We start from the raw sequence: 18,249 nt of genomic DNA, 5'->3' as shown, positions 1-18,249 counted from the left end.
CGGAGTTCGACCCGCATGCATTCCTTCGCTTCCCGCACGCTCCCTGCACGCCGCCGCTGGCGATCGCTGCTGGTCACCACGCTCGCGCTTGGCCTGGCGGCGTGCGCGCCGAAGCCGGCGGCCACCGGCACCGACGCGGCCAAGCCCGACACGGCCAAGCCGGCCGCAGGGCAGGCCAGCGCCGCCACCGCGACGCCGGCACCGGCGCCGATCCCGCAACTGCTCAGCAAGGACGGCAAGCACACGCTGCTGGTCGACGGCGCGCCGTTCCTGATCCTCGGCGCGCAGGTCAACAATTCCAGCAACTATCCCGCCGCCTTGGACAAGGTGTGGCCGGCAATGCAGTTCCTCGGCCCCAACACCGTGCAGGTGCCGATCGCCTGGGAGCAGGTGGAACCGGAGGAGGGCAAGTTCGATTTCTCCTTCGTCGATACGCTATTGGCGCAGGCCCGCGCGCACAAGGTGCGGCTGGTGCTGCTGTGGTTCGGCACCTGGAAGAACAACAGCCCGTCCTACACGCCGCACTGGGTCAAGACCGACAACGTGCGTTTTCCGCGGGTCATCACCCGCGACGGCAAGGCACTTGGTTCGCTGTCGCCGCTGGCGCCGGCCACGCTGGAAGCCGACCGCAAGGCCTTCGTCGCCTTCATGAAGCACCTCAAGCAGGCCGATCCGCAGCGCACCGTGCTGATGGTGCAGCCGGAGAACGAGCCGGGCACCTACGGCAGCGTGCGCGATTTCTCGCCGCTGGCGCAGCAGGCCTTCGACGGCCCGGTGCCCGAGGCGCTGCTGCAGAAACTCGGCAAGCAACCGGGAACGTGGGCGCAGGTGTTCGGCGCCGACGCCGACGAGTTCTTCCACGCCTGGCATATCGGCCACTTCATCGACCAGGTCGCCGCCGCCGGCAAGGCCGAGTATCCGCTGCCGATGTACGTCAATGCGGCGCTGCGCGGCCCGTTCAATCCCGGCCAGCCCGGCCAGTACGCCAGCGGCGGCGCCACCGACAACGTGCTCGACGTGTGGAAGGCCGCTGCGCCGCACATCGACCTGCTGGCCCCGGACATCTACCTGCCCGACTACACGCCGTACATCACCGTGCTCGGCCGCTACGCGCGGCCGGACAACCCGCTGTTCGTCGCCGAGACCGGCAATCGCCCCGAATACGCGCGCTACCTGTACGCCGCGCTCGGCCACAACGGCATCGGCTGGTCCACCTTCGGCATGGACTACAGCGGCTATTCGAACTGGCCGCTGGGCGCGAAGAAGGTGGACGAACCGACCATGGCGCCGTTCGCGCTGGGCTTCAAGGCGGTGAGCATGGGCATGCGTCCGTTCGCCAAGGCTGCCTCCGAAGGCAAGCTGCACGGCACCGCCGAGGAACCGGGCCAGCCGGTGCAGGAACTGCGCCTCAACGCGCGCTGGAGCGCGACCATCACCTACGGCGTGCCGCAGTTCTGGTTCAAGGGCACGCCGCCCGGCAATCCCGAGCCGAGCGGCGCGGCGCTGATCGCCGAACTGGGCCCGGACGAATTCCTGGTCACCGGCTACCACGTGCGGGTGACCCTGCACCCGGCCAGCGAGGCGACCGCCAACATGGTCTACGACCGGGTCGAGGAAGGCTTCTACGATGACATGCAGTGGCGGTTCCAGCGCAACTGGAACGGCGATCAGACCGACTACGGCGTCAATTTCTCCGACGTGCCGCAGTTGCTGAAGATCAAGCTGGCTACTTACTGACACCTCGGCGCCGCCAACGTGCGGCGCCGTCACCCGCTACAGAGGGAGTGAACATGTACAACCCGAACCGCCCCGTCCGCCTGGCGATGAAGCCGCTGCCGCGCCTGCTGGCCCTGTCGCTGGCGCTGCTCGCCGTCGGCGTCCACGCGCAGGAAGTGAAGAAGGACGCCGATGGCGTCACCGTGCACCCCAGCGCGAAGGGCGCCGCGCCGGTGCGGCTGCAGGTGGTGGACAGCGGCATCATCCGCGTCAGCGCCGATCCGGACGGCGATTTCAAGCGCACCCCGAGCCTGATGCGGGTGCCGGTGCAGGGCGACACCGCGTACCGGTTCGACGAGCAGGGCGACACGGTGCGGGTCAGGACCGCCAAGGTCACCGCGCAGGTGTCCACGGTCGATGGCCACGTCAGTTTCGCCGATGCCGACGGCAAGCCGCTGCTGGCGGAAGTGGCCGGCGGGCGCAGCTTCACGCCGCTGAAGGTGGAGGGCAAGGCGTACCTGAGCACGCGCCAGCGCTTCGCCTCGCCGGACAACGAGGCCTTCTACGGCTTCGGCCAGCACCAGCAGGGCTGGATGAACCAGAAGGGCCACAACGTCGAGCTGCTGCAGAGCAATATCGACCTGGCGGTGCCGTACCTGGTATCCAGCCGCAACTACGGCATCCTGTGGGACAACAACTCGATCACCCGCATGGGCGATCCGCGCGGCCTGCAGCCGCTGCCGGCCTCGCTGAAGCTGTACGACGCCAAGGGCAAGCCGGGCGCGCTGACCGCGCGCTACTCGGTCAACGGCAAGCAGGTGGTCGAACGCCGCGAGAAAGAGCTCAACTACCAGTACATCAAGGACCTGGCCAAGTTCCCGGCCAAAGCCAAGCCCAGCGACAAGAGCCGCATGCAGGTCAGCTGGGAAGGCGAGATCGAGGCCAGGAGCGGCGGCGAGCACAGCTTCTCGCTGTACTCCAGCGAGTACGCCAAGCTGTGGGTCGACGGCAAGCTGGTGGTCGACCGCTGGCGCCAGAACTGGAACCCGTGGCACAACGAATTCACCCTTGCGCTGCAGCCGGGCCAGCGCCACAAGATCAAGGTCGAGTGGGACCTGATCGACCCGAGCTACATCGCGCTGCTGCACCGCGATCCGTTGCCGGCGGCCGAGGCCAAGGACCTGTCGCTGTGGTCCGAGGCCGGGCAGATGATCGACTACTACTTCGTCGCCGGCGCCGACGCCGACCAGGTCATCGCCGGCTACCGCGAACTGACCGGCAAGGCGGTGCTGCTGCCGAAGTGGGCCTACGGGTTCTGGCAGAGCCGCGAGCGCTACAAGAGCCAGGACGAACTGGTCGGCGCGCTGGCCGAGTACCGCAAGCGCAAGCTGCCGATCGACAACATCGTGCTCGACTGGTCGTATTGGCCGGAGAACGCGTGGGGTTCGCACGACTTCGACAAGACGCACTTCCCCGATCCGGACGGCATGGTCAAGTCGGTGCACGACATGCACGCGCAGATCATGATTTCGATCTGGCCGAAGTTCTATCCGACCACCGCCAACTACAAGGAACTCGACGCCGCCGGGCACATGTACAAGCGCAACGTCGAGGTCGGCGAGCTGGACTGGATCGGCAAGGGCTACAAGAACTCGTTCTACGACCCGTATTCGGCCGATGCGCAGGCGATCTACTGGCGCCAGGTCAACGAGAAGCTCAACCGCAAGGGCTTCGACGCGTGGTGGATGGACGCCGACGAGCCGGACGTGCACTCCAACCTGGACATCGGCGAGCGCAAGGCGCGCACCACGCCGACCGCGCTGGGCCCGTCCACCGAGTTCTTCAATTCCTACCCGTTGCCGCACACCCATGGCGTGTACGAGGGCGACCGCGCTGCCGACGGCAAGCGCGTGTTCATCCTGTCGCGCAAGGGCTATGCCGGCACCCAGCGCAATGCGGTGGCGGTGTGGAGCGGCGACATCGTCTCGCGTTGGGACGACATGCGCGACCAGATCTCCGCCGGCGTCAACGTCTCCATGTCCGGCCTGCCGAACTGGACCTTCGACATCGGCGGTTTCGCGGTGGAGAAGCGCTACGAGGACCAGGACCCGGCGCACCAGAGCGAATGGCGCGAACTCAACACGCGCTGGTTCCAGTTCGGCGCGTTCGTGCCGCTGTTCCGCTCGCACGGCCAGTTCCCGTTCCGCGAGATCTGGAACATTGCCCCGGAAGGCACGCCGTACTACGCGAGCATGGCCTACTACAGCCGCCTGCGGTATGCGCTGCTGCCGTACATCTACACGCTGGCGGGCGACACCTATCACCGTGACGGGGTGATGATGCGCGGCCTGCCAATGGACTTCCCGCACGATCCCAAGGTCGCCGACATCAACGACGAGTACCTGTTCGGGCCGGCGTTCCTGGTCGCCCCGGTGACCCGCTTCGGCGCCACCTCGCGCCAGGTCTACCTGCCGGCCGGGACCTCGTGGATCGACTTCAACAGCGGCAAGCGCTACGAGGGCGGCCAGAGCATCGATGCCGCCGCGCCGCTGGAGCGCATGCCGCTGTTCGTGCGCGCCGGCGCCATCGTGCCCACCACCACCGTGCAGCAATACGTGGACGAAGTGCCGAACGCGCCGCTGACCGTGGTGGTCTACACCGGCGCCGACGGCCAGTTCTCGCTGTACGAGGACGACGGCAAGGGCTATGGCTACGAGAAGGGCGAATTCAGCCGCATTCCGCTGAGCTGGAACCAGGCCAAGGGCGTGCTGACCATCGGCGCGCGCGAGGGCAACTGGCCGGGCATGCAGGCCAAGCGCACCATCAACGTGCGCTTCGTCGATGGTGTGCGCGAGGAGACCGGGTCGCTGGAGCCCAAGGCCGACGCCAGCGTGCAGTACAGCGGCAAGAGCCTGAGTGTGGCGCGCAAGGGCACCAAGCGCGGCAAGGGCGGCAAGGCGAAGTAATGGCCGAACTGGGCGGCAACCCGGGCCGGAACGGCGCCACACTGCGGGCGGCGCTGCGGCGTGATGGCGACGCAGGTGGCGCCGTTGCCTGCCCGGATTCTCCGTTCCGGAGCCGGTGCGCGCGTGCGGCCGCGTGCAGCGGGTGGCTGCGCCTGCGTCCGCTGCAGGCGAACGGGGACACAAGGTGAGCATCGCGTTGACCCGTCGCGAGCTGTGCAAGGCGATCGGCAGTGGCCTGGTCGCCGGTCTCGCCGTGCCGGGCGCTGCGCTCGCTGCCGGGGCGGGCGCCGATGCCGCGCGCGCACCGGTCCCGGCAACGACGGCCGATCCCGCCGCGCTGACCCTGTGGTACCCGCGCCCGGCCACGCAATGGGTGGAGGCGTTGCCGGTCGGCAACGGCCGGCTCGGTGCGATGGTGTGGGGCGGCATCGCCCACGAACGCCTGCAGTTGAACGAAGACACGCTGTATGCCGGCCAGCCCTACGACGCCACCTCGCCGGAGGCGTTGGCCGCGTTGCCGCAGGTGCGCGCGTTGATCTTCGCCGGCCGCTACGCCGAGGCCGAAGCCTTGGCCGATGCGAAGATGCTGTCGCGCCCGCACAAGCAGATGCCGTACCAGCCGCTGGCCGACCTGCTGCTCGACTACGACCGTGCCGACGGCATCGACGGCTATCGGCGCGAGCTCGATCTGGACACCGCGGTGGCCAGCACCCGCTTCGCCTCGGGCGGCGCCACGCATCTGCGCGAGGTGTTCGTCTCGCCGACCGAGCAGTGCATCGTGGTGCGCCTGTCCTGCGATCGCCCCGGCCGCATCTCGTTGCGCATCGGCATCGACAGCCCGCAGGCCGGCGAGGTCACCGAAGAGCAGGGCGCCTTGCTGTTCGCCGGGCACAACGCCGGTTTCGCCGGCATCGAGGGCGGGCTGCGCTTCGCGTTGCGCGTGTTGCCGCAGGCCACTGGCGGCCAGACCCGCATCGAACGCGGGCGGATCCGCATCGAAGGCGCCGACGAGGTGGTGCTGCTGCTGACCGCGGCCACCAGCTACCGGCGCTACGACGACGTCGGCGGCGATCCGCTGGCGCTCAGCACCGCGCAACTGCGCAAAGCGGCGGCGCTGCCCTATGCGCAGTTGCTGCAGCGGCATCTGGCCGAACACCGGCGCCTGTTCCGCCGGGTCGCGATCGACCTGGGCAGCAGCGCCGCCGCGCAGCTGCCCACCGACGAGCGCGTGCGCCGCTTTGCCGACGGCCACGATCCGGCGCTGGCCGCGCTCTACCACCAGTACGGCCGCTATTTGCTGATCAGCAGTTCGCGCCCGGGCAGCCAGCCGGCCAACCTGCAAGGCGTATGGAACGACCTGATGCAGCCGCCGTGGGAGAGCAAGTACACGGTCAACATCAACACCGAGATGAACTACTGGCCCAGCGAGGCCAACGCCCTGCACGAGTGCGTGGAGCCGCTGGAAGCCATGCTGTTCGATCTGGCCGAAACCGGCGCCCGCACCGCGCGGGCCATGTACGCCGCGCCGGGCTGGGTGGTGCACAACAACACCGACCTGTGGCGCCAGGCCGGGCCGATCGACGGCGCGAAGTGGAGCCTGTGGCCGATGGGCGGGGTCTGGCTGCTGCAACAGCTGTGGGACCGCTGGGACTACGGCCGCGATCGCGCCTACCTGCAACGCATCTATCCGCTGTTCAAGGGTGCGGCCGAATTCTTCGTCGCCACCCTGGTGCGCGATCCGCACACCGGCGCGATGGTGACCAACCCGTCGATGTCACCGGAGAACCAGCATCCATTCGGCGCCGCGCTGTGCGCCGGCCCGGCGATGGACGCGCAGTTGCTGCGCGATCTTTTTGCGCAGTGCATCAAAATGGGCGAGTTGCTGGACGTGGATGCGGCCTTCGGCGAGCGCCTGGCTGCGTTGCGCGCGCAGCTGCCGCCGGACCGTATCGGCGGCGCCGGGCAACTGCAGGAATGGCAGCAGGACTGGGACCTGCAGGCGCCGGAACCGCATCATCGCCACGTCTCGCATCTGTACGCCTTGCACCCCTCCAGCCAGATCAACCTGCGCGACACGCCGGCCCTAGCCGAGGCCGCGCGGCGCTCGTTGCAGCGGCGGGGTGATAGCGCTACCGGTTGGGGGCTAGGATGGCGCCTGAACCTGTGGGCGCGGTTGCGCGACGGTGAACATGCGCATCGCATCCTGGCGATGCTGCTGTCGCCCGAGCGCACCTTTCCCAACCTGTTCGACGCGCATCCGCCGTTCCAGATCGATGGCAACTTCGGCGGCACCGCAGGCATCACCGAAATGCTGCTGCAGAGTTGGGGCGACAGCATCTGGCTGTTGCCGGCGTTGCCGCAGGCCTGGCCGCAGGGGCAGGTGCGCGGCCTGCGCGTGCGCGGTGCGGCGGGCATCGATCTGGCCTGGCGCGATGGCCGCCTGCAGCATGCGCGACTGAGCAGCGAGCGTGGCGGGCACTACACTTTGGTTTACGGCGGGCAGACCCTGGCCGCCGATCTTTCTCCTGGAGCGACGATGGAACTGGGTTTGCGCAACGATCGGCTGGTGCGGCAATGAGTCTGTACATCGGCCTGGACGTAGGCACGCAGAGCGTCAAGCTGCTCGCCTACGATGCGGATAGCCGGCGCGTGGTCGCCACGCACGGCCATGCACTGGAACTGATCAGCCGCGACGACGGCACCCGTGAGCAGCAGGCGCAGTGGTGGATCGACGGCATCGTCGCCTGCTTCGCCGCACTGAGCGCCGAGCAGCGCGCGCAGGTGCGCGCGATTTCGGTATCCGGGCAGCAGCACGGCTTCGTGCCGGTGGATGCGCAAGGCCAGGTCACCGCGCCGGTCAAGCTGTGGTGCGACACCAGCACCCAGCTGGAGTGCGAGGAGATCATGCAGGCGGCCGGCGGCGAACAACGCTGCATTGCATTGGCCGGCAACCCGATCCTGGCCGGCTACACCGCCTCCAAGCTGCCGTGGACGCGCAAGCACCGCAGCGACGCGTACGCCAGCATGACCTCGGTGCTGCTGCCGCACGACTACGTCAATTTCTGGCTCACCGGCGAGCGCTACACCGAAGTCGGCGACGCCTCCGGCAGCGGCTGGCTGGACGTGCGCACCCGGCAGTGGTCGGCGCCGCTGCTGCAGGCGATCGATCCGCAGCGCGACCTGGCTGCGGCGCTGCCGCCGCTGGTGCCGACCGAGACCACCTTCGCCCTGTCCGCGGCCGCGGCGCAGACCCTGGGCCTGCCGCGCGAGGTGCGTGTGGCCACCGGCGGCGGCGACAACATGATGGCCGCGATCGGCACCGGCAACGTGGTGCCTGGGCGGCTGACGATGAGCCTGGGCACCTCCGGCACGCTGTTCGCCTACGCCGATCGGCCGGTGGTGGACGATGCCGCGCGCTGGGCCGCGTTCTGCTCGTCCAGCGGCGGCTGGCTGCCGCTGATCTGCACGATGAACTGCACCGTGGCCACCGAGACCATCTCGCGCCTGTTCGGGATCAAGACCGGGCAGGGCGAGGCCTTGCTCGACGCCACCACGCCCGGCGCCGGCGGGCTGGTGCTGCTGCCGTTCTTCAACGGCGAGCGCACCCCGAACCTGCCGGCCGCGCGCGGCTGCATGACCGGCATGGACCTGCACAACACCACCCCGGCGCATTTCTACCGCGCGGCGATGGAAGGCGCCACCTACAGCCTGCGCAACGGCTTCGACGCCTTCGTCGATGCCGGGCTGGCGTTCGACTCGATCTACGTCACCGGCGGCGGCAGCAAGAGCGCCGGCTGGCGGCAGCTGATCGCCGACCTGTTCGGCTTGCCGGTGCACGTGCCGGCGCAGGCCGAAGGCGCCGCGTTCGGCGCCGCGCTGCAGGCGCTGTGGGCCGACGGCCACGCGCAGGGCGACCACGCCAGCCTGGCGGACGTGGTGCTGCAGCACCAGCAGGACGAAGCGACGCTGTCGGCGCAGCCCGATGCGCAGCGCGGCGCGCAGTACCAGGCGCACTACCAGACCTTCTTGAAGCACTTGCACGCCATTGGCCCGCTCTACGCCGGCTGATCCATTTTTTCCCCCGCAAACGCACACCAGGACTTCGTCATGAGCAACTCCGTCTACATCGGCGCCAAGGAATACTTCCCGGGCATCGGCCGCATCGCGTTCGAAGGCAAGGCCTCGGACAACCCGCTCGCGTTCAAGGTCTACGACGCCAACAAGCGCATCGGCGACAAGACCATGGCCGAGCACCTGCGCTTCGCCGTGGCGTACTGGCACAGCTTCTGCGGCAACGGCGCCGATCCGTTCGGCCCGGGCACGCGTGCCTATCCGTGGGACGCCGGCAGCGACGCGCTGGGCCGCGCCGAGGCCAAGGCCGATGCGGCGTTCGAGTTCTTCACCAAGCTCGGCGTGCCGTACTACTGCTTCCACGACATCGACCTGGCGCCGGACGCCGACGACGTCGGCCAGTACGAGAAGAACCTCAAGCACATGGTCGGCATCGCCAAGCAGCGCCAGGCCGACACCGGCATCAAGCTGCTGTGGGGCACCGCCAACCTGTTCTCGCATCCGCGCTACATGAATGGCGCCTCGACCAATCCGGACTTCGACGTGGTCGCGCGCGCGGCGGTGCAGGTCAAGGCCGCGCTGGAGGCCACGGTGGAGCTGGGCGGCGAGAACTATGTGTTCTGGGGCGGCCGCGAAGGCTATGCGAGCCTGCACAACACGCAGATGAAGCGCGAGCAGGACAACATGGCGCGCTTTTTGACCATCGCCCGCGACTACGGCCGCAGCATCGGCTTCACCGGCAATTTCCTGATCGAGCCCAAGCCGATGGAGCCGATGAAGCACCAGTACGACTTCGACAGCGCCACGGTGATCGGTTTCCTGCGCCAGCATGGGCTGGACCAGGACTTCAAGCTCAACATCGAGGCCAACCACGCCACGCTGTCGGGCCACAGCTTCGAGCACGACCTGCAGGTGGCGTCCGATGCGGGCCTGCTGGGCAGCATCGACGCCAACCGCGGCAACCCGCAGAACGGCTGGGACACCGACCAGTTCCCGACCGACCTGTACGACACGGTCGGGGCGATGCTGGTGGTGCTGCGCCAGGGCGGGCTGGCGCCGGGCGGGCTGAACTTCGACGCAAAGGTGCGGCGCGAGTCGTCCGATCCGCAGGACCTGTTCCTGGCCCACATCGGCGGCATGGACGCGTTCGCGCGCGGTCTGGAAGTCGCCCATGCGCTGCTGACGTCCTCGCCGCTGGAGCAGTGGCGGGCGCAGCGCTACAGCAGCTTCGACAGCGGCGCCGGTGCGGCGTTCGCGGCCGGCCGCAGCACGCTGGCGGACTTGGCGGCGCACGCGGCCAAGGCCGGCGAGCCCAGGCAGGTCAGCGGCCGCCAGGAAGCCTACGAAAACCTGATCAACCAGTACCTGATCCGCTGATGCGCGCGACGGCCGGCGGCACCCTTGCCGCCGGCCGTGCCGTCTCCCCGATGGCTGCCTTCCTTTCTGCACGACACCAGGTGACTCAATGTCCAGCGTCTCCCTAGACCGCGCCCATGGCGCAGGCGAGAACACGCGCCTCATCATCCTCATCAGTTGCGTCGCCACCATCGGCGGTTTCCTGTTCGGCTTCGACAGCGGCGTGATCAACGGCACCGTCGACGGGCTCAAGCAGACCTTCCATTCCAGCGCCGCCGGCACCGGCTTCGAGGTCGCTTCGATGCTGCTGGGCTGCGCGATCGGCGCGTTCTTCGCCGGCTGGCTGGCCGACCGGCTCGGGCGGCGTGCGGTGCTGATCATCTCCGCGGTGCTGTTCCTGCTGTCGGCGCTCGGTGCCGGCGCATCGCACAGCTCCGCGTTCTTCGTCTTCGCGCGGGTCATGGGCGGCTTCGCGGTCGGCGCGGCCAGCGTGATGTCGCCGGCCTACATCGCCGAGGTCGCGCCGGCGCGCTACCGCGGGCGTCTGGCCACGGTGCAGCAGATCGCCATCATCAGCGGCCTGTTCACCGCGTTCCTGAGCAACTACGTGCTGGTCAAGCTTGCCAGCGCCTCGACCGAGCCGCTGTGGCTGGGCCAGGCCGCGTGGCGCTGGATGTTCTGGATGCAGGCGTTTCCGTCGCTGCTGTTCCTGCTGCTGTTGCTGGCGATCCCGGAAAGCCCGCGCTACCTGGTGGTCAAGGGACGCCGCGAGGATGCGTTGGCGGTGCTGACCAAGCTGTACGGCCTACGCGAGGCGCAGGCCAAGCTGACCGAGATCTCCGCCTCGCTGGCGGCCGACCAGCACAAGCCCAAACTGTCGGACCTGGTCAGCAAGGTCACCGGCAAGGTTCGTCCGATCGTGTGGATCGGCATCGGCCTGGCCACCTTCCAGCAGCTGGTCGGCATCAACGTGGTGTTCTACTACGGCGCGGTGCTGTGGCAGGCGGTCGGCTTCTCCGAAAGCGATTCGCTGCTGATCAACGTGCTGTCCGGCGCGCTGAGCATCGGCGCCTGCCTGATCACCGTGCTGCTGATCGACAAGATCGGGCGCAAGCCGTTGCTGTGGATCGGTTCGGCCGGCATGGCGGTGTCGCTGGCGCTGGTCACGCTGGCCTTCGCCAGCGCCTCGCTGGACGAAGCCGGCAAGCTGGCGATGTCGCCGGGCATGGGCCGGCTGGCGCTGATCGCGGCCAACGTCTACGTGATCTTCTTCAACATGTCCTGGGGCCCGGTGATGTGGGTGATGCTGGGCGAGATGTTCCCGAACCAGATCCGCGGCTCCGGCCTGGCGGTGGCGGGCGCGGCGCAGTGGACCTCGAACTTCGCCATCACCGTGTCGTTCCCGATCCTGCTGGGCAGCATCGGCCTGGCCGGCGCCTACGGCATCTACACCGTGGCCGCGTTAATTTCGGTGTTCTTCGTGCTCAAGTACGTCTACGAGACCAAGGGGCGCGAGCTGGAGCAGATGCAGGGCTGAGCCCGCTGCCGGCGCGGCGCGCAGCGGGCGCGCCGCGTCTGATGTCAATGGGACTTCATGGCTGCATATCTACGCTGCCTCAGCCGGACGAATAGTCCCGACCGGTCCGGCGCGGCAATGCCCTGTGCCATCCGTTGGGAGCGGACCCCTCTCCGGGTCCGGCCCCACAACGCAAAAGCCCCGCCAAGGCGGGGCTTTTGTGGTTTTCGCTGCAGGCAAGGCGACGATGGTGCTCCCTAGGGGGCTCGAACCCCTGTTTTAGCCTTGAGAGGGCCACGTCCTAACCATTAGACGAAGGGAGCAGGTTGGTCGCATCGATTGCAGGGCGCTAGTATATGGGGCTAGCCGCCCGGCGGCAATCCCGCAACTCGATACGGAAGCGCCATCATCAATCCGCCAGTTCCTGTGCCGTTCACTCTGCAACTGATCCCACGCGATCAGCACAACGTTTCGCGCAAGGACATCAGTCCCAATGCGCTGCGCGTGCTGTACCGGCTGCGCGAAGCCGGCTTCGGCGCGTACCTGGTCGGCGGCGCGGTCCGCGACCTGCTGGTCGAACTGCAGCCCAAGGACTTCGACGTCGCCACCGACGCCACCCCCGAACAGGTCAAGCAGCTGTTCCGCAACTGCCGCCTGATCGGCCGCCGCTTCCGCCTGGCGCACGTCGTCTACGGCCGCGAGATCATCGAAGTGGCCACGTTCCGCGCCAACGTCGACGACGGCAGCGGCGACCGCGAGCTCGACAACGGCCGCCTGGTCCGCGACAACGTCTACGGCAGCATCGAGGACGACGCGGTGCGCCGCGACTTCACCTGCAACGCGCTGTACTACGCGATCGAGGATTTCTCGGTGCGCGACTACACCGGCGGCTTCGCCGACGTGCAGGCGCGGCTGATGCGCCTGATCGGCGATCCCGAGCAGCGCTATCGCGAAGACCCGGTGCGCATGCTGCGCGCGGTGCGCCTGGCCGCCAAGCTGGACTTCGAGATCGAAGCGGCCACCGCCGAACCGATTCCGCGCCTGGCCGGGCTGCTGGCCGAAGCGGCGCCGGCACGGCTGTTCGAGGAAGTGCTCAAGCTGTTCCTGTCCGGCGATGGCGTGGCCAGTTTCGAAGGCCTGGAACGCTACGGCCTGCTCGCCGCGCTGTTCCCGGAGAGCGCCGCGGCGCTCAAGTCCAACCGCAGCGGCGCGCTGCGGCGGATGCTGATCGAAGGCCTGCGCAACACCGATGCGCGCGTGGCCAACGACGAGCCGGTGTCGCCGGCGTTCCTGTTCGCGCTGTTGCTGTGGCCGGCCTATTGCCGCGCGCTGATGGCGCTGCAGAAGCAGGGCATGCAGCTGGAAGAAGCGCAGCGCCGCGCCGCCGACCGGGTGACCCTGCACCAGCTGAGCACGGTCGCGCTGCCGCGGCGCTTCTCGCTGCCGATGCAGGAGATCTGGCTGCTGCAGTCGCGCTTCACCTCGCGGCAGAAGAAGCGGGTGGTGCGCACGCTGTCGCATCCGCGCTTCCGCGCCGCGTTCGATTTCCTGATCCTGCGCCAGTCGGCCTCGGCCGAGCACGAGGCCGATATCGCCTACTGGCGCGAACTGCAGCAGCAGCCCGGCTACGCGCCGCCGCCACGCGGCTTCGACCCGGAGATCGACTACGTCGGCGACGAGGTGGCGATGGCCCCGGCCGACAGCGAGGAAACCCCCAAGCGCCGCCGGCGCCGGCGCCGGCGTCCGGATGCCGGCGCACCGGCGGAGTGAGCGTGTCGCCTGGTCCCGCGCCGGTGCAGGCCTGCATCGGCCTGGGCGGCAACCTTGGCGATGCGGCCGCCACCCTGCGCGCGGCCATCGCCGAGCTGGATACGCTTCCGCACACGCGTCTGCTGCGCGCCTCGCAGCTGTACCGCAGCCCGGCCTGGGGCAACCAGGCGCAGCCGGACTTCATCAATGCCGCGGCCGTGCTCAGCACCGCGCTGCCGGCGCTGGAGCTGCTGCAGGCGCTGCTGGCGCTGGAAGCCCGCCACGGCCGCCAACGCGCGCCCGGCGAGCGCTGGGGCCCGCGCACCCTGGACCTGGACCTGTTGCTGTTTGCCGAGGCGGTGATCGACGTGCCCGGGCTGCAGGTACCGCATCCGCACCTGCACCAGCGCGGCTTCGCCTTGCTGCCGCTGGCCGAGATCGCCGCCGAGGCGGTCATCCCCGGCCATGGAACGGTGCGTGACATACGTGACCGCATCGAAACCGACGGGATCGTGGCAATCGGTAGATAATGCTCGGCTTATCACCGCACCGCATGAGCTTATGAGCAGCCACGCCGACAGCAAGCCCTGGACCGTTCCCGCCCTGGCCGAGGCCAAGCGCCGCCAGCAGAAGCTGGTGATGCTGACCGCCTACGACGCCGGCTTCGCGCGCGCGTTCGACGCCAACGGCGTGGACCTGATCCTGATCGGCGATTCGCTGGGCATGGTGGTGCAGGGCCACGACTCGACCCTGCCGGTGACCGTGGACGACATCGTCTACCACACCGCCGCGGTGGCGCGGGTGCTGCAGCGCGCGCTGCTGGTGGCCGACCTGCCGTTCCAGTCCGACGCCACCCCCGAGCGCGCGCTGGACGCGGCGACCCGACTGCTGCAGGCCGGCGCAGAGATGGTCAAGCTGGAGGGCGCCGGGCACAAGCTGGAGGTGATCCGCTTCCTCAGCGAGCGCGACATCCCGGTGTGTTCGCACCTGGGCCTGACCCCGCAGTCGGTGCTGACCTTCGGCGGCTACAAGATCCAGGGCCGCGAGGAAGCGGCCGCGGCCAAATTGCTCGCCGATGCCAAGGCGGTGGCTGAAGCCGGCGCTGCGCTGCTGGTGCTGGAATGCGTGCCGTCGCCGCTGGCCGCGCGGATCACCGCCGCGATCGACATCCCCACCATCGGCATCGGTGCCGGCCCCGATTGCGACGGCCAGGTGCTGGTGCTGCACGACTTCCTGGGCCTGGACAGCGGCCACCGGCGGCCGCGCTTCGTCAAGGACTTCCTGGCCGAAGGCGGCTCCATCGCCGGCGCCGTGCGCGCCTACGCCGACGCGGTACGCGCCGGCACCTTCCCCGACGCCGAACACGCCTACGCCAAATGATCGAGACCATCACCGACCTGGCCCGGCTGCGCGCCGTCGTTTCCGGCTGGAAGCGGCAGGGCCTGCGCGTGGCCTTCGTGCCGACCATGGGCAACCTGCATGCCGGGCATTTCTCGCTGGTGATGCTGGCCCGGCAATACGCCGACCGGGTGGTGTCCAGCGTGTTCGTCAACCCGACCCAGTTCGGCCCGAACGAGGACTTCACCCGCTACCCGCGCACGCCCGAGGCCGACACCAGCGGCCTGGAAGGCGCCGGCTGCGACGTGCTGTGGCTGCCGACGGTGGAAAGCATGTATCCGCTGGGCGTGGAGCTGGCGCTGCGCATGCATACGCCGGGCGTCAGCGAAGTGCTGGAAGGCGCCTGCCGGCCTGGCCATTTCGATGGCGTGTGCACCGTGGTCGCGCGCCTGTTCAACCAGGTGCAGCCGGACCTGGCCGCGTTCGGCAAGAAGGACTACCAGCAACTGGCGGTGATCCGGCAGATGGTCGCCGACCTGGCGTTCCCGATCGAAATTCTGGGCGGCGGCATCGTGCGCGAGGCCGACGGCCTGGCGATGAGTTCGCGCAACCAGTACCTGTCGGCCGAAGAGCGGCCGCGCGCGGCGCAGATCCGGCAGACGTTGCTGGCGATGCGCGACGGGCATATCGCCGGGCGTCCGCGCGCCGAGGTCGAGGCGGCGGCGACCAGGCAGTTGCAGCAGGCCGGCTTCGAGGTCGACTACACCGTGCTGCGCCTGCCCGACCTGAGCGAGCCGCAGGACCAGGAAGGCCCGCGCGTGGCCTTGATCGCCGCGCGCCTGGGGCGCACCCGGTTGATCGACAATCTGGAGTTCTGAGCGCGGCGGCGCGCAGTGGCTGCCGTGGCGCTGCTGCCGGCACCGTGCCGGCTGTGGTCGAAGGCGGCGGAGTGCCGGTCGGCTTCGCGCGTCGCGGCTGGAGCGCTCCCGCACAGGTCGCTGTGAGCGGCTGGGTGCACTGTAGGAGCGGCTCCAGCCGCGACAGGCACGCTCGGTAGGCCCTGTCGCGGCTGAAGCCGCTTGCTGTGAGCCGGCTCGTTGCACTGTGGGAGGAGCTTCGCCCCGACTGTGCCGACGCCGGCGAGCCCGCCGCTTCGTCGTCGCGGCTGAAGCCGCTCCTACAGGGATATGCGCGAGCCGGCTGGGTGCACTGTGGGAGGGGCTTCAGCCCCGACTGTGTCCGACGCCCCGGCGAGCCCGCCGCTCCGTCGTCGCGGCTGAAGCCGCTCCTGCAGGGACATGCGCGAGCCGGCTGGGTGCACTGTGGGAGGGGCTTCAGCCCCGACTGTGTGCGAAGCCATCAGGCCAGCCGCTTCGTCGTTGTCCAGACCGCGGGGCCCGCTGCTCGGCCGGCCGCGGTCGGTGTCGCTCGCAGCGCGCATTGCCGCATCGTGCAGCCAAAGCGTGTCCTGCGGTCGGCATGCCGGGACGCGCATCGGACAAGGCCGCGCACCTGTCGCCAAGCCTCGCTGCCACTGCCGCTTAACCCCCCGGCTGTTAAACTGCGCGCCTTTCCCCACCGCAGTACCGCAAGCATGCAACTGAGCCTGTTGAAGACCAAGATCCACCGCGCCACCGTCACCCATTCGGAGCTCAACTACGAAGGGTCGATCGCCATCGACGGGCTGCTGCTGGACGCCACCGGCATCCGCGAGTTCGAGCAGGTGCACATCTGGGACGTCACCAACGGCGCACGCTTCAGCACCTACGCGATCCGCGCCGACGAGGGCAGCGGCATCATCTCGCTCAACGGCGGCGCCGCGCGCCACGTGCAGGTCGGCGACCTGATCATCATCGCCGCCTTCGCCGGCATGAGCGAGGAGGAAGCCGCGCGCTTCCAGCCGACCCTGGTCTACGTGGACGGCAACAACACGATCACCCATACCAACCACAGCATCCCGAAGCAGGCCGCATGACACAGTCCAACGGTTTCGACGCACTGCATTCCCACGCCCAGCGCTTGCGCGGGGCGCGCCTTCCCGAATTGCTGGCCGCCGAGCCGGGCCGGGTCGACGACCTGGCGCTGCAGGTCGGACCGTTGTACTTCAACTTCGCGCGGCAGAAATACGACCGCGCCGCGCTCGACGCGTTGCTCGCGCTGGCGGCCGAGCACGACGTGGCCGGCGCATTCCAGCGCCTGTTCCGCGGCGAGACGGTCAACGTCACCGAAGGCCGCGCCGCGCTGCACACTGCCTTGCGCGGCGAACTCAGCGGCGCGCCGGTCGCGGCCGAAGCCAACGCCAGCGCGCGCGAGGTGCAGCAGCGCATGCGCGCGCTGATCGACGCATTGGCGCAGACCGAGGTCACCGACATCGTCAGCGTCGGCATCGGTGGTTCCGACCTGGGGCCGCGCCTGGTCGCCGACGCGCTGCGGCCGGTCGAGGGCGCGCGCTTCCGCGTGCATTTCGTCTCCAACGTCGACGGCGCGGCGATGCAGCGCACCCTGGCCACGCTGGATCCGGCACGCACCGCCGGCGTGCTGATCTCCAAGACCTTCGGTACCCAGGAAACCCTGCTCAACGGCCAGATCCTGCGCGACTGGCTCGGCGGCAGCGAGCGCCTGTACGCGGTCAGCGCCAATCCCGAACGCGCCGCCAAGGCCTTCGACATCGCCGCCAGCCGCGTGCTGCCGATGTGGGACTGGGTCGGGGGGCGCTACTCGCTGTGGTCGGCGGTCGGCTTCCCGATCGCGCTGGCGATCGGCGCCGACGGCTTCGAGCAATTGCTGACCGGTGCTACGCAGTTCGACGCCCACGCGCTGAACACGCCGTTGGAGCGCAACGTGGCGGTGCTGCATGCGCTGACCACGCTGTGGAACCGCAATGTGCTCGGCTATGCCACGCAGGCGGTGATGACCTACGACCAGCGCCTGGCGCTGCTGCCGGCCTACCTGCAGCAGTTGGTGATGGAGAGCCTGGGCAAGCGCGTGCGGCTGGACGGCAGCCCGGTGCAGGCCGATACCGTGCCGGTGTGGTGGGGCGGCGCCGGCACCGACGTGCAGCACAGCTTCTTCCAGGCGCTGCACCAGGGCACCAGCATCGTGCCGGCCGATTTCATCGGCTGCATCCACAACGACGATCCGTACACCGTCAACCACCAGGCGCTGCTGGCCAACCTGCTGGCGCAGACCGAGGCGCTGGCGAACGGGCAGGGCAGCGACGACCCGCACCGCGACTACCCGGGCGGCCGCCCGAGCACGCTGATCCTGCTCGACGCGCTGACCCCGCAGGCGCTGGGCGCGCTGATCGCGATGTACGAGCACAGCGTCTACGTGCAGTCGGTGATCTGGGGCATCAACGCCTTCGACCAGTTCGGCGTGGAACTGGGCAAGCAACTGGCCAGCCAACTGCTGCCGGCGCTGCAGGGGGAAACCACCGAGGTCGCCGATCCGGTGACGCGGGCGGTGCTGGCGCGGCTGCGCGGCTGAGGCCGCGGTCGCGAGACCGGTTGCGTGCGCCATGACGATCGCGTCGTGGCG

Annotated in this window: 12 protein-coding genes and 1 tRNA gene; 12 read left to right on the top strand and 1 reads right to left on the bottom strand. The window is 69.0% G+C overall.

The genetic code is table 11. The features are described 5' to 3' along the window. The first annotated feature begins 15 nt into the window (after nt 1-15). From AB3X08_RS12330 to AB3X08_RS12305, 6 genes are all read left to right on the top strand, one after another. Nucleotides 16-1,737 carry a DUF5597 domain-containing protein gene (locus tag AB3X08_RS12330; RefSeq protein WP_369932891.1) on the top strand — a complete coding sequence of 574 codons (1,722 nt, stop codon included), beginning with the start codon at nt 16-18 and terminating at the stop codon, nt 1,735-1,737. Nucleotides 1,738-1,790: 53 nt separating this feature from the next. Further along, nucleotides 1,791-4,682 (top strand): TIM-barrel domain-containing protein, encoded by a 2,892-nt coding sequence (locus tag AB3X08_RS12325; RefSeq protein ID WP_369932889.1) that lies wholly within the window; start codon nt 1,791-1,793, stop codon nt 4,680-4,682. A gap of 184 nt (nt 4,683-4,866) precedes the next feature. Then, nucleotides 4,867-7,260 carry a glycosyl hydrolase family 95 catalytic domain-containing protein gene (locus AB3X08_RS12320; RefSeq protein WP_369932887.1) on the top strand — a complete coding sequence of 798 codons (2,394 nt, stop codon included), beginning with the start codon at nt 4,867-4,869 and terminating at the stop codon, nt 7,258-7,260. After that, nucleotides 7,257-8,750, top strand: a complete 1,494-nt coding sequence (gene xylB / locus AB3X08_RS12315) for a xylulokinase (protein WP_369932886.1) — start codon at nt 7,257-7,259, stop codon at nt 8,748-8,750. Before AB3X08_RS12320 ends, xylB begins: the two co-directional genes overlap by 4 nt. 39 nt (nt 8,751-8,789) lie before the next feature. Continuing rightward, nucleotides 8,790-10,130 (top strand): xylose isomerase, encoded by a 1,341-nt coding sequence (xylA, locus tag AB3X08_RS12310; RefSeq protein WP_369932885.1) that lies wholly within the window; start codon nt 8,790-8,792, stop codon nt 10,128-10,130. Nucleotides 10,131-10,218: 88 nt separating this feature from the next. Next, the gene (locus AB3X08_RS12305) at nt 10,219-11,646 is read left to right on the top strand and encodes a sugar porter family MFS transporter (protein WP_369932884.1); all 1,428 of its coding nucleotides are present in this window, start codon (nt 10,219-10,221) and stop codon (nt 11,644-11,646) included. 227 nt (nt 11,647-11,873) lie between these two features. Here AB3X08_RS12305 and AB3X08_RS12300 read toward each other — a convergent pair. Beyond that, nucleotides 11,874-11,948: transfer RNA gene (locus AB3X08_RS12300), tRNA-Glu, on the bottom strand. A gap of 103 nt (nt 11,949-12,051) precedes the next feature. Here AB3X08_RS12300 and pcnB point away from each other — a divergent pair. The 6 genes from pcnB to pgi all read left to right on the top strand — a co-directional run bounded on the left by pcnB (nt 12,052) and on the right by pgi (nt 18,198). After that, entirely contained in the window at nt 12,052-13,395 is a 1,344-nt protein-coding gene (gene pcnB, locus AB3X08_RS12295) for a polynucleotide adenylyltransferase PcnB (protein ID WP_369932883.1), read from the top strand. Beyond that, nucleotides 13,392-13,904: a 2-amino-4-hydroxy-6-hydroxymethyldihydropteridine diphosphokinase gene (folK, locus tag AB3X08_RS12290; RefSeq protein WP_369932882.1), complete on the top strand. Its 513-nt coding sequence runs from the start codon at nt 13,392-13,394 to the stop codon at nt 13,902-13,904. The genes pcnB and folK overlap by 4 nt, the downstream gene beginning before the upstream one ends. A 31-nt stretch (nt 13,905-13,935) precedes the next feature. Then, a complete protein-coding gene (panB, locus tag AB3X08_RS12285; protein ID WP_369932881.1) occupies nt 13,936-14,754 on the top strand; it encodes a 3-methyl-2-oxobutanoate hydroxymethyltransferase in 819 nt (272 codons plus the stop codon). Continuing rightward, nucleotides 14,751-15,590 (top strand): pantoate--beta-alanine ligase, encoded by an 840-nt coding sequence (panC, locus tag AB3X08_RS12280; protein ID WP_369932880.1) that lies wholly within the window; start codon nt 14,751-14,753, stop codon nt 15,588-15,590. Before panB ends, panC begins: the two co-directional genes overlap by 4 nt. A gap of 716 nt (nt 15,591-16,306) precedes the next feature. Further along, complete coding sequence (gene panD / locus AB3X08_RS12275; protein WP_048489041.1) at nt 16,307-16,687, top strand: aspartate 1-decarboxylase; 381 nt, start codon at nt 16,307-16,309, stop codon at nt 16,685-16,687. Continuing rightward, complete coding sequence (gene pgi, locus AB3X08_RS12270; protein ID WP_369932879.1) at nt 16,684-18,198, top strand: glucose-6-phosphate isomerase; 1,515 nt, start codon at nt 16,684-16,686, stop codon at nt 18,196-18,198. Before panD ends, pgi begins: the two co-directional genes overlap by 4 nt. Nucleotides 18,199-18,249 lie beyond the last annotated feature (51 nt).

This window comes from Xanthomonas sp. DAR 34887, assembly GCF_041245805.1.
Taxonomy (GTDB): Bacteria; Pseudomonadota; Gammaproteobacteria; order Xanthomonadales; family Xanthomonadaceae; genus Xanthomonas_A; species Xanthomonas_A tesorieronis.
Note: the sequence above shows the minus strand (reverse complement) of the source record. Positions and strands in the feature narration are given on the sequence as shown.

What these genes read in the sequence shown, in the direction of transcription:
- AB3X08_RS12330 (WP_369932891.1), top strand. Translation starts at nt 16, where the DNA reads ATGCATTCCTTCGCTTCCCGCACGCTCCCTGCACGCCGCCGCTGGCGA.
- AB3X08_RS12325 (WP_369932889.1), top strand. Translation starts at nt 1,791, where the DNA reads ATGTACAACCCGAACCGCCCCGTCCGCCTGGCGATGAAGCCGCTGCCG.
- xylB (WP_369932886.1), top strand. Translation starts at nt 7,257, where the DNA reads ATGAGTCTGTACATCGGCCTGGACGTAGGCACGCAGAGCGTCAAGCTG.
- xylA (WP_369932885.1), top strand. Translation starts at nt 8,790, where the DNA reads ATGAGCAACTCCGTCTACATCGGCGCCAAGGAATACTTCCCGGGCATC.
- AB3X08_RS12305 (WP_369932884.1), top strand. Translation starts at nt 10,219, where the DNA reads ATGTCCAGCGTCTCCCTAGACCGCGCCCATGGCGCAGGCGAGAACACG.
- panB (WP_369932881.1), top strand. Translation starts at nt 13,936, where the DNA reads ATGAGCAGCCACGCCGACAGCAAGCCCTGGACCGTTCCCGCCCTGGCC.
- panC (WP_369932880.1), top strand. Translation starts at nt 14,751, where the DNA reads ATGATCGAGACCATCACCGACCTGGCCCGGCTGCGCGCCGTCGTTTCC.
- panD (WP_048489041.1), top strand. Translation starts at nt 16,307, where the DNA reads ATGCAACTGAGCCTGTTGAAGACCAAGATCCACCGCGCCACCGTCACC.
- pgi (WP_369932879.1), top strand. Translation starts at nt 16,684, where the DNA reads ATGACACAGTCCAACGGTTTCGACGCACTGCATTCCCACGCCCAGCGC.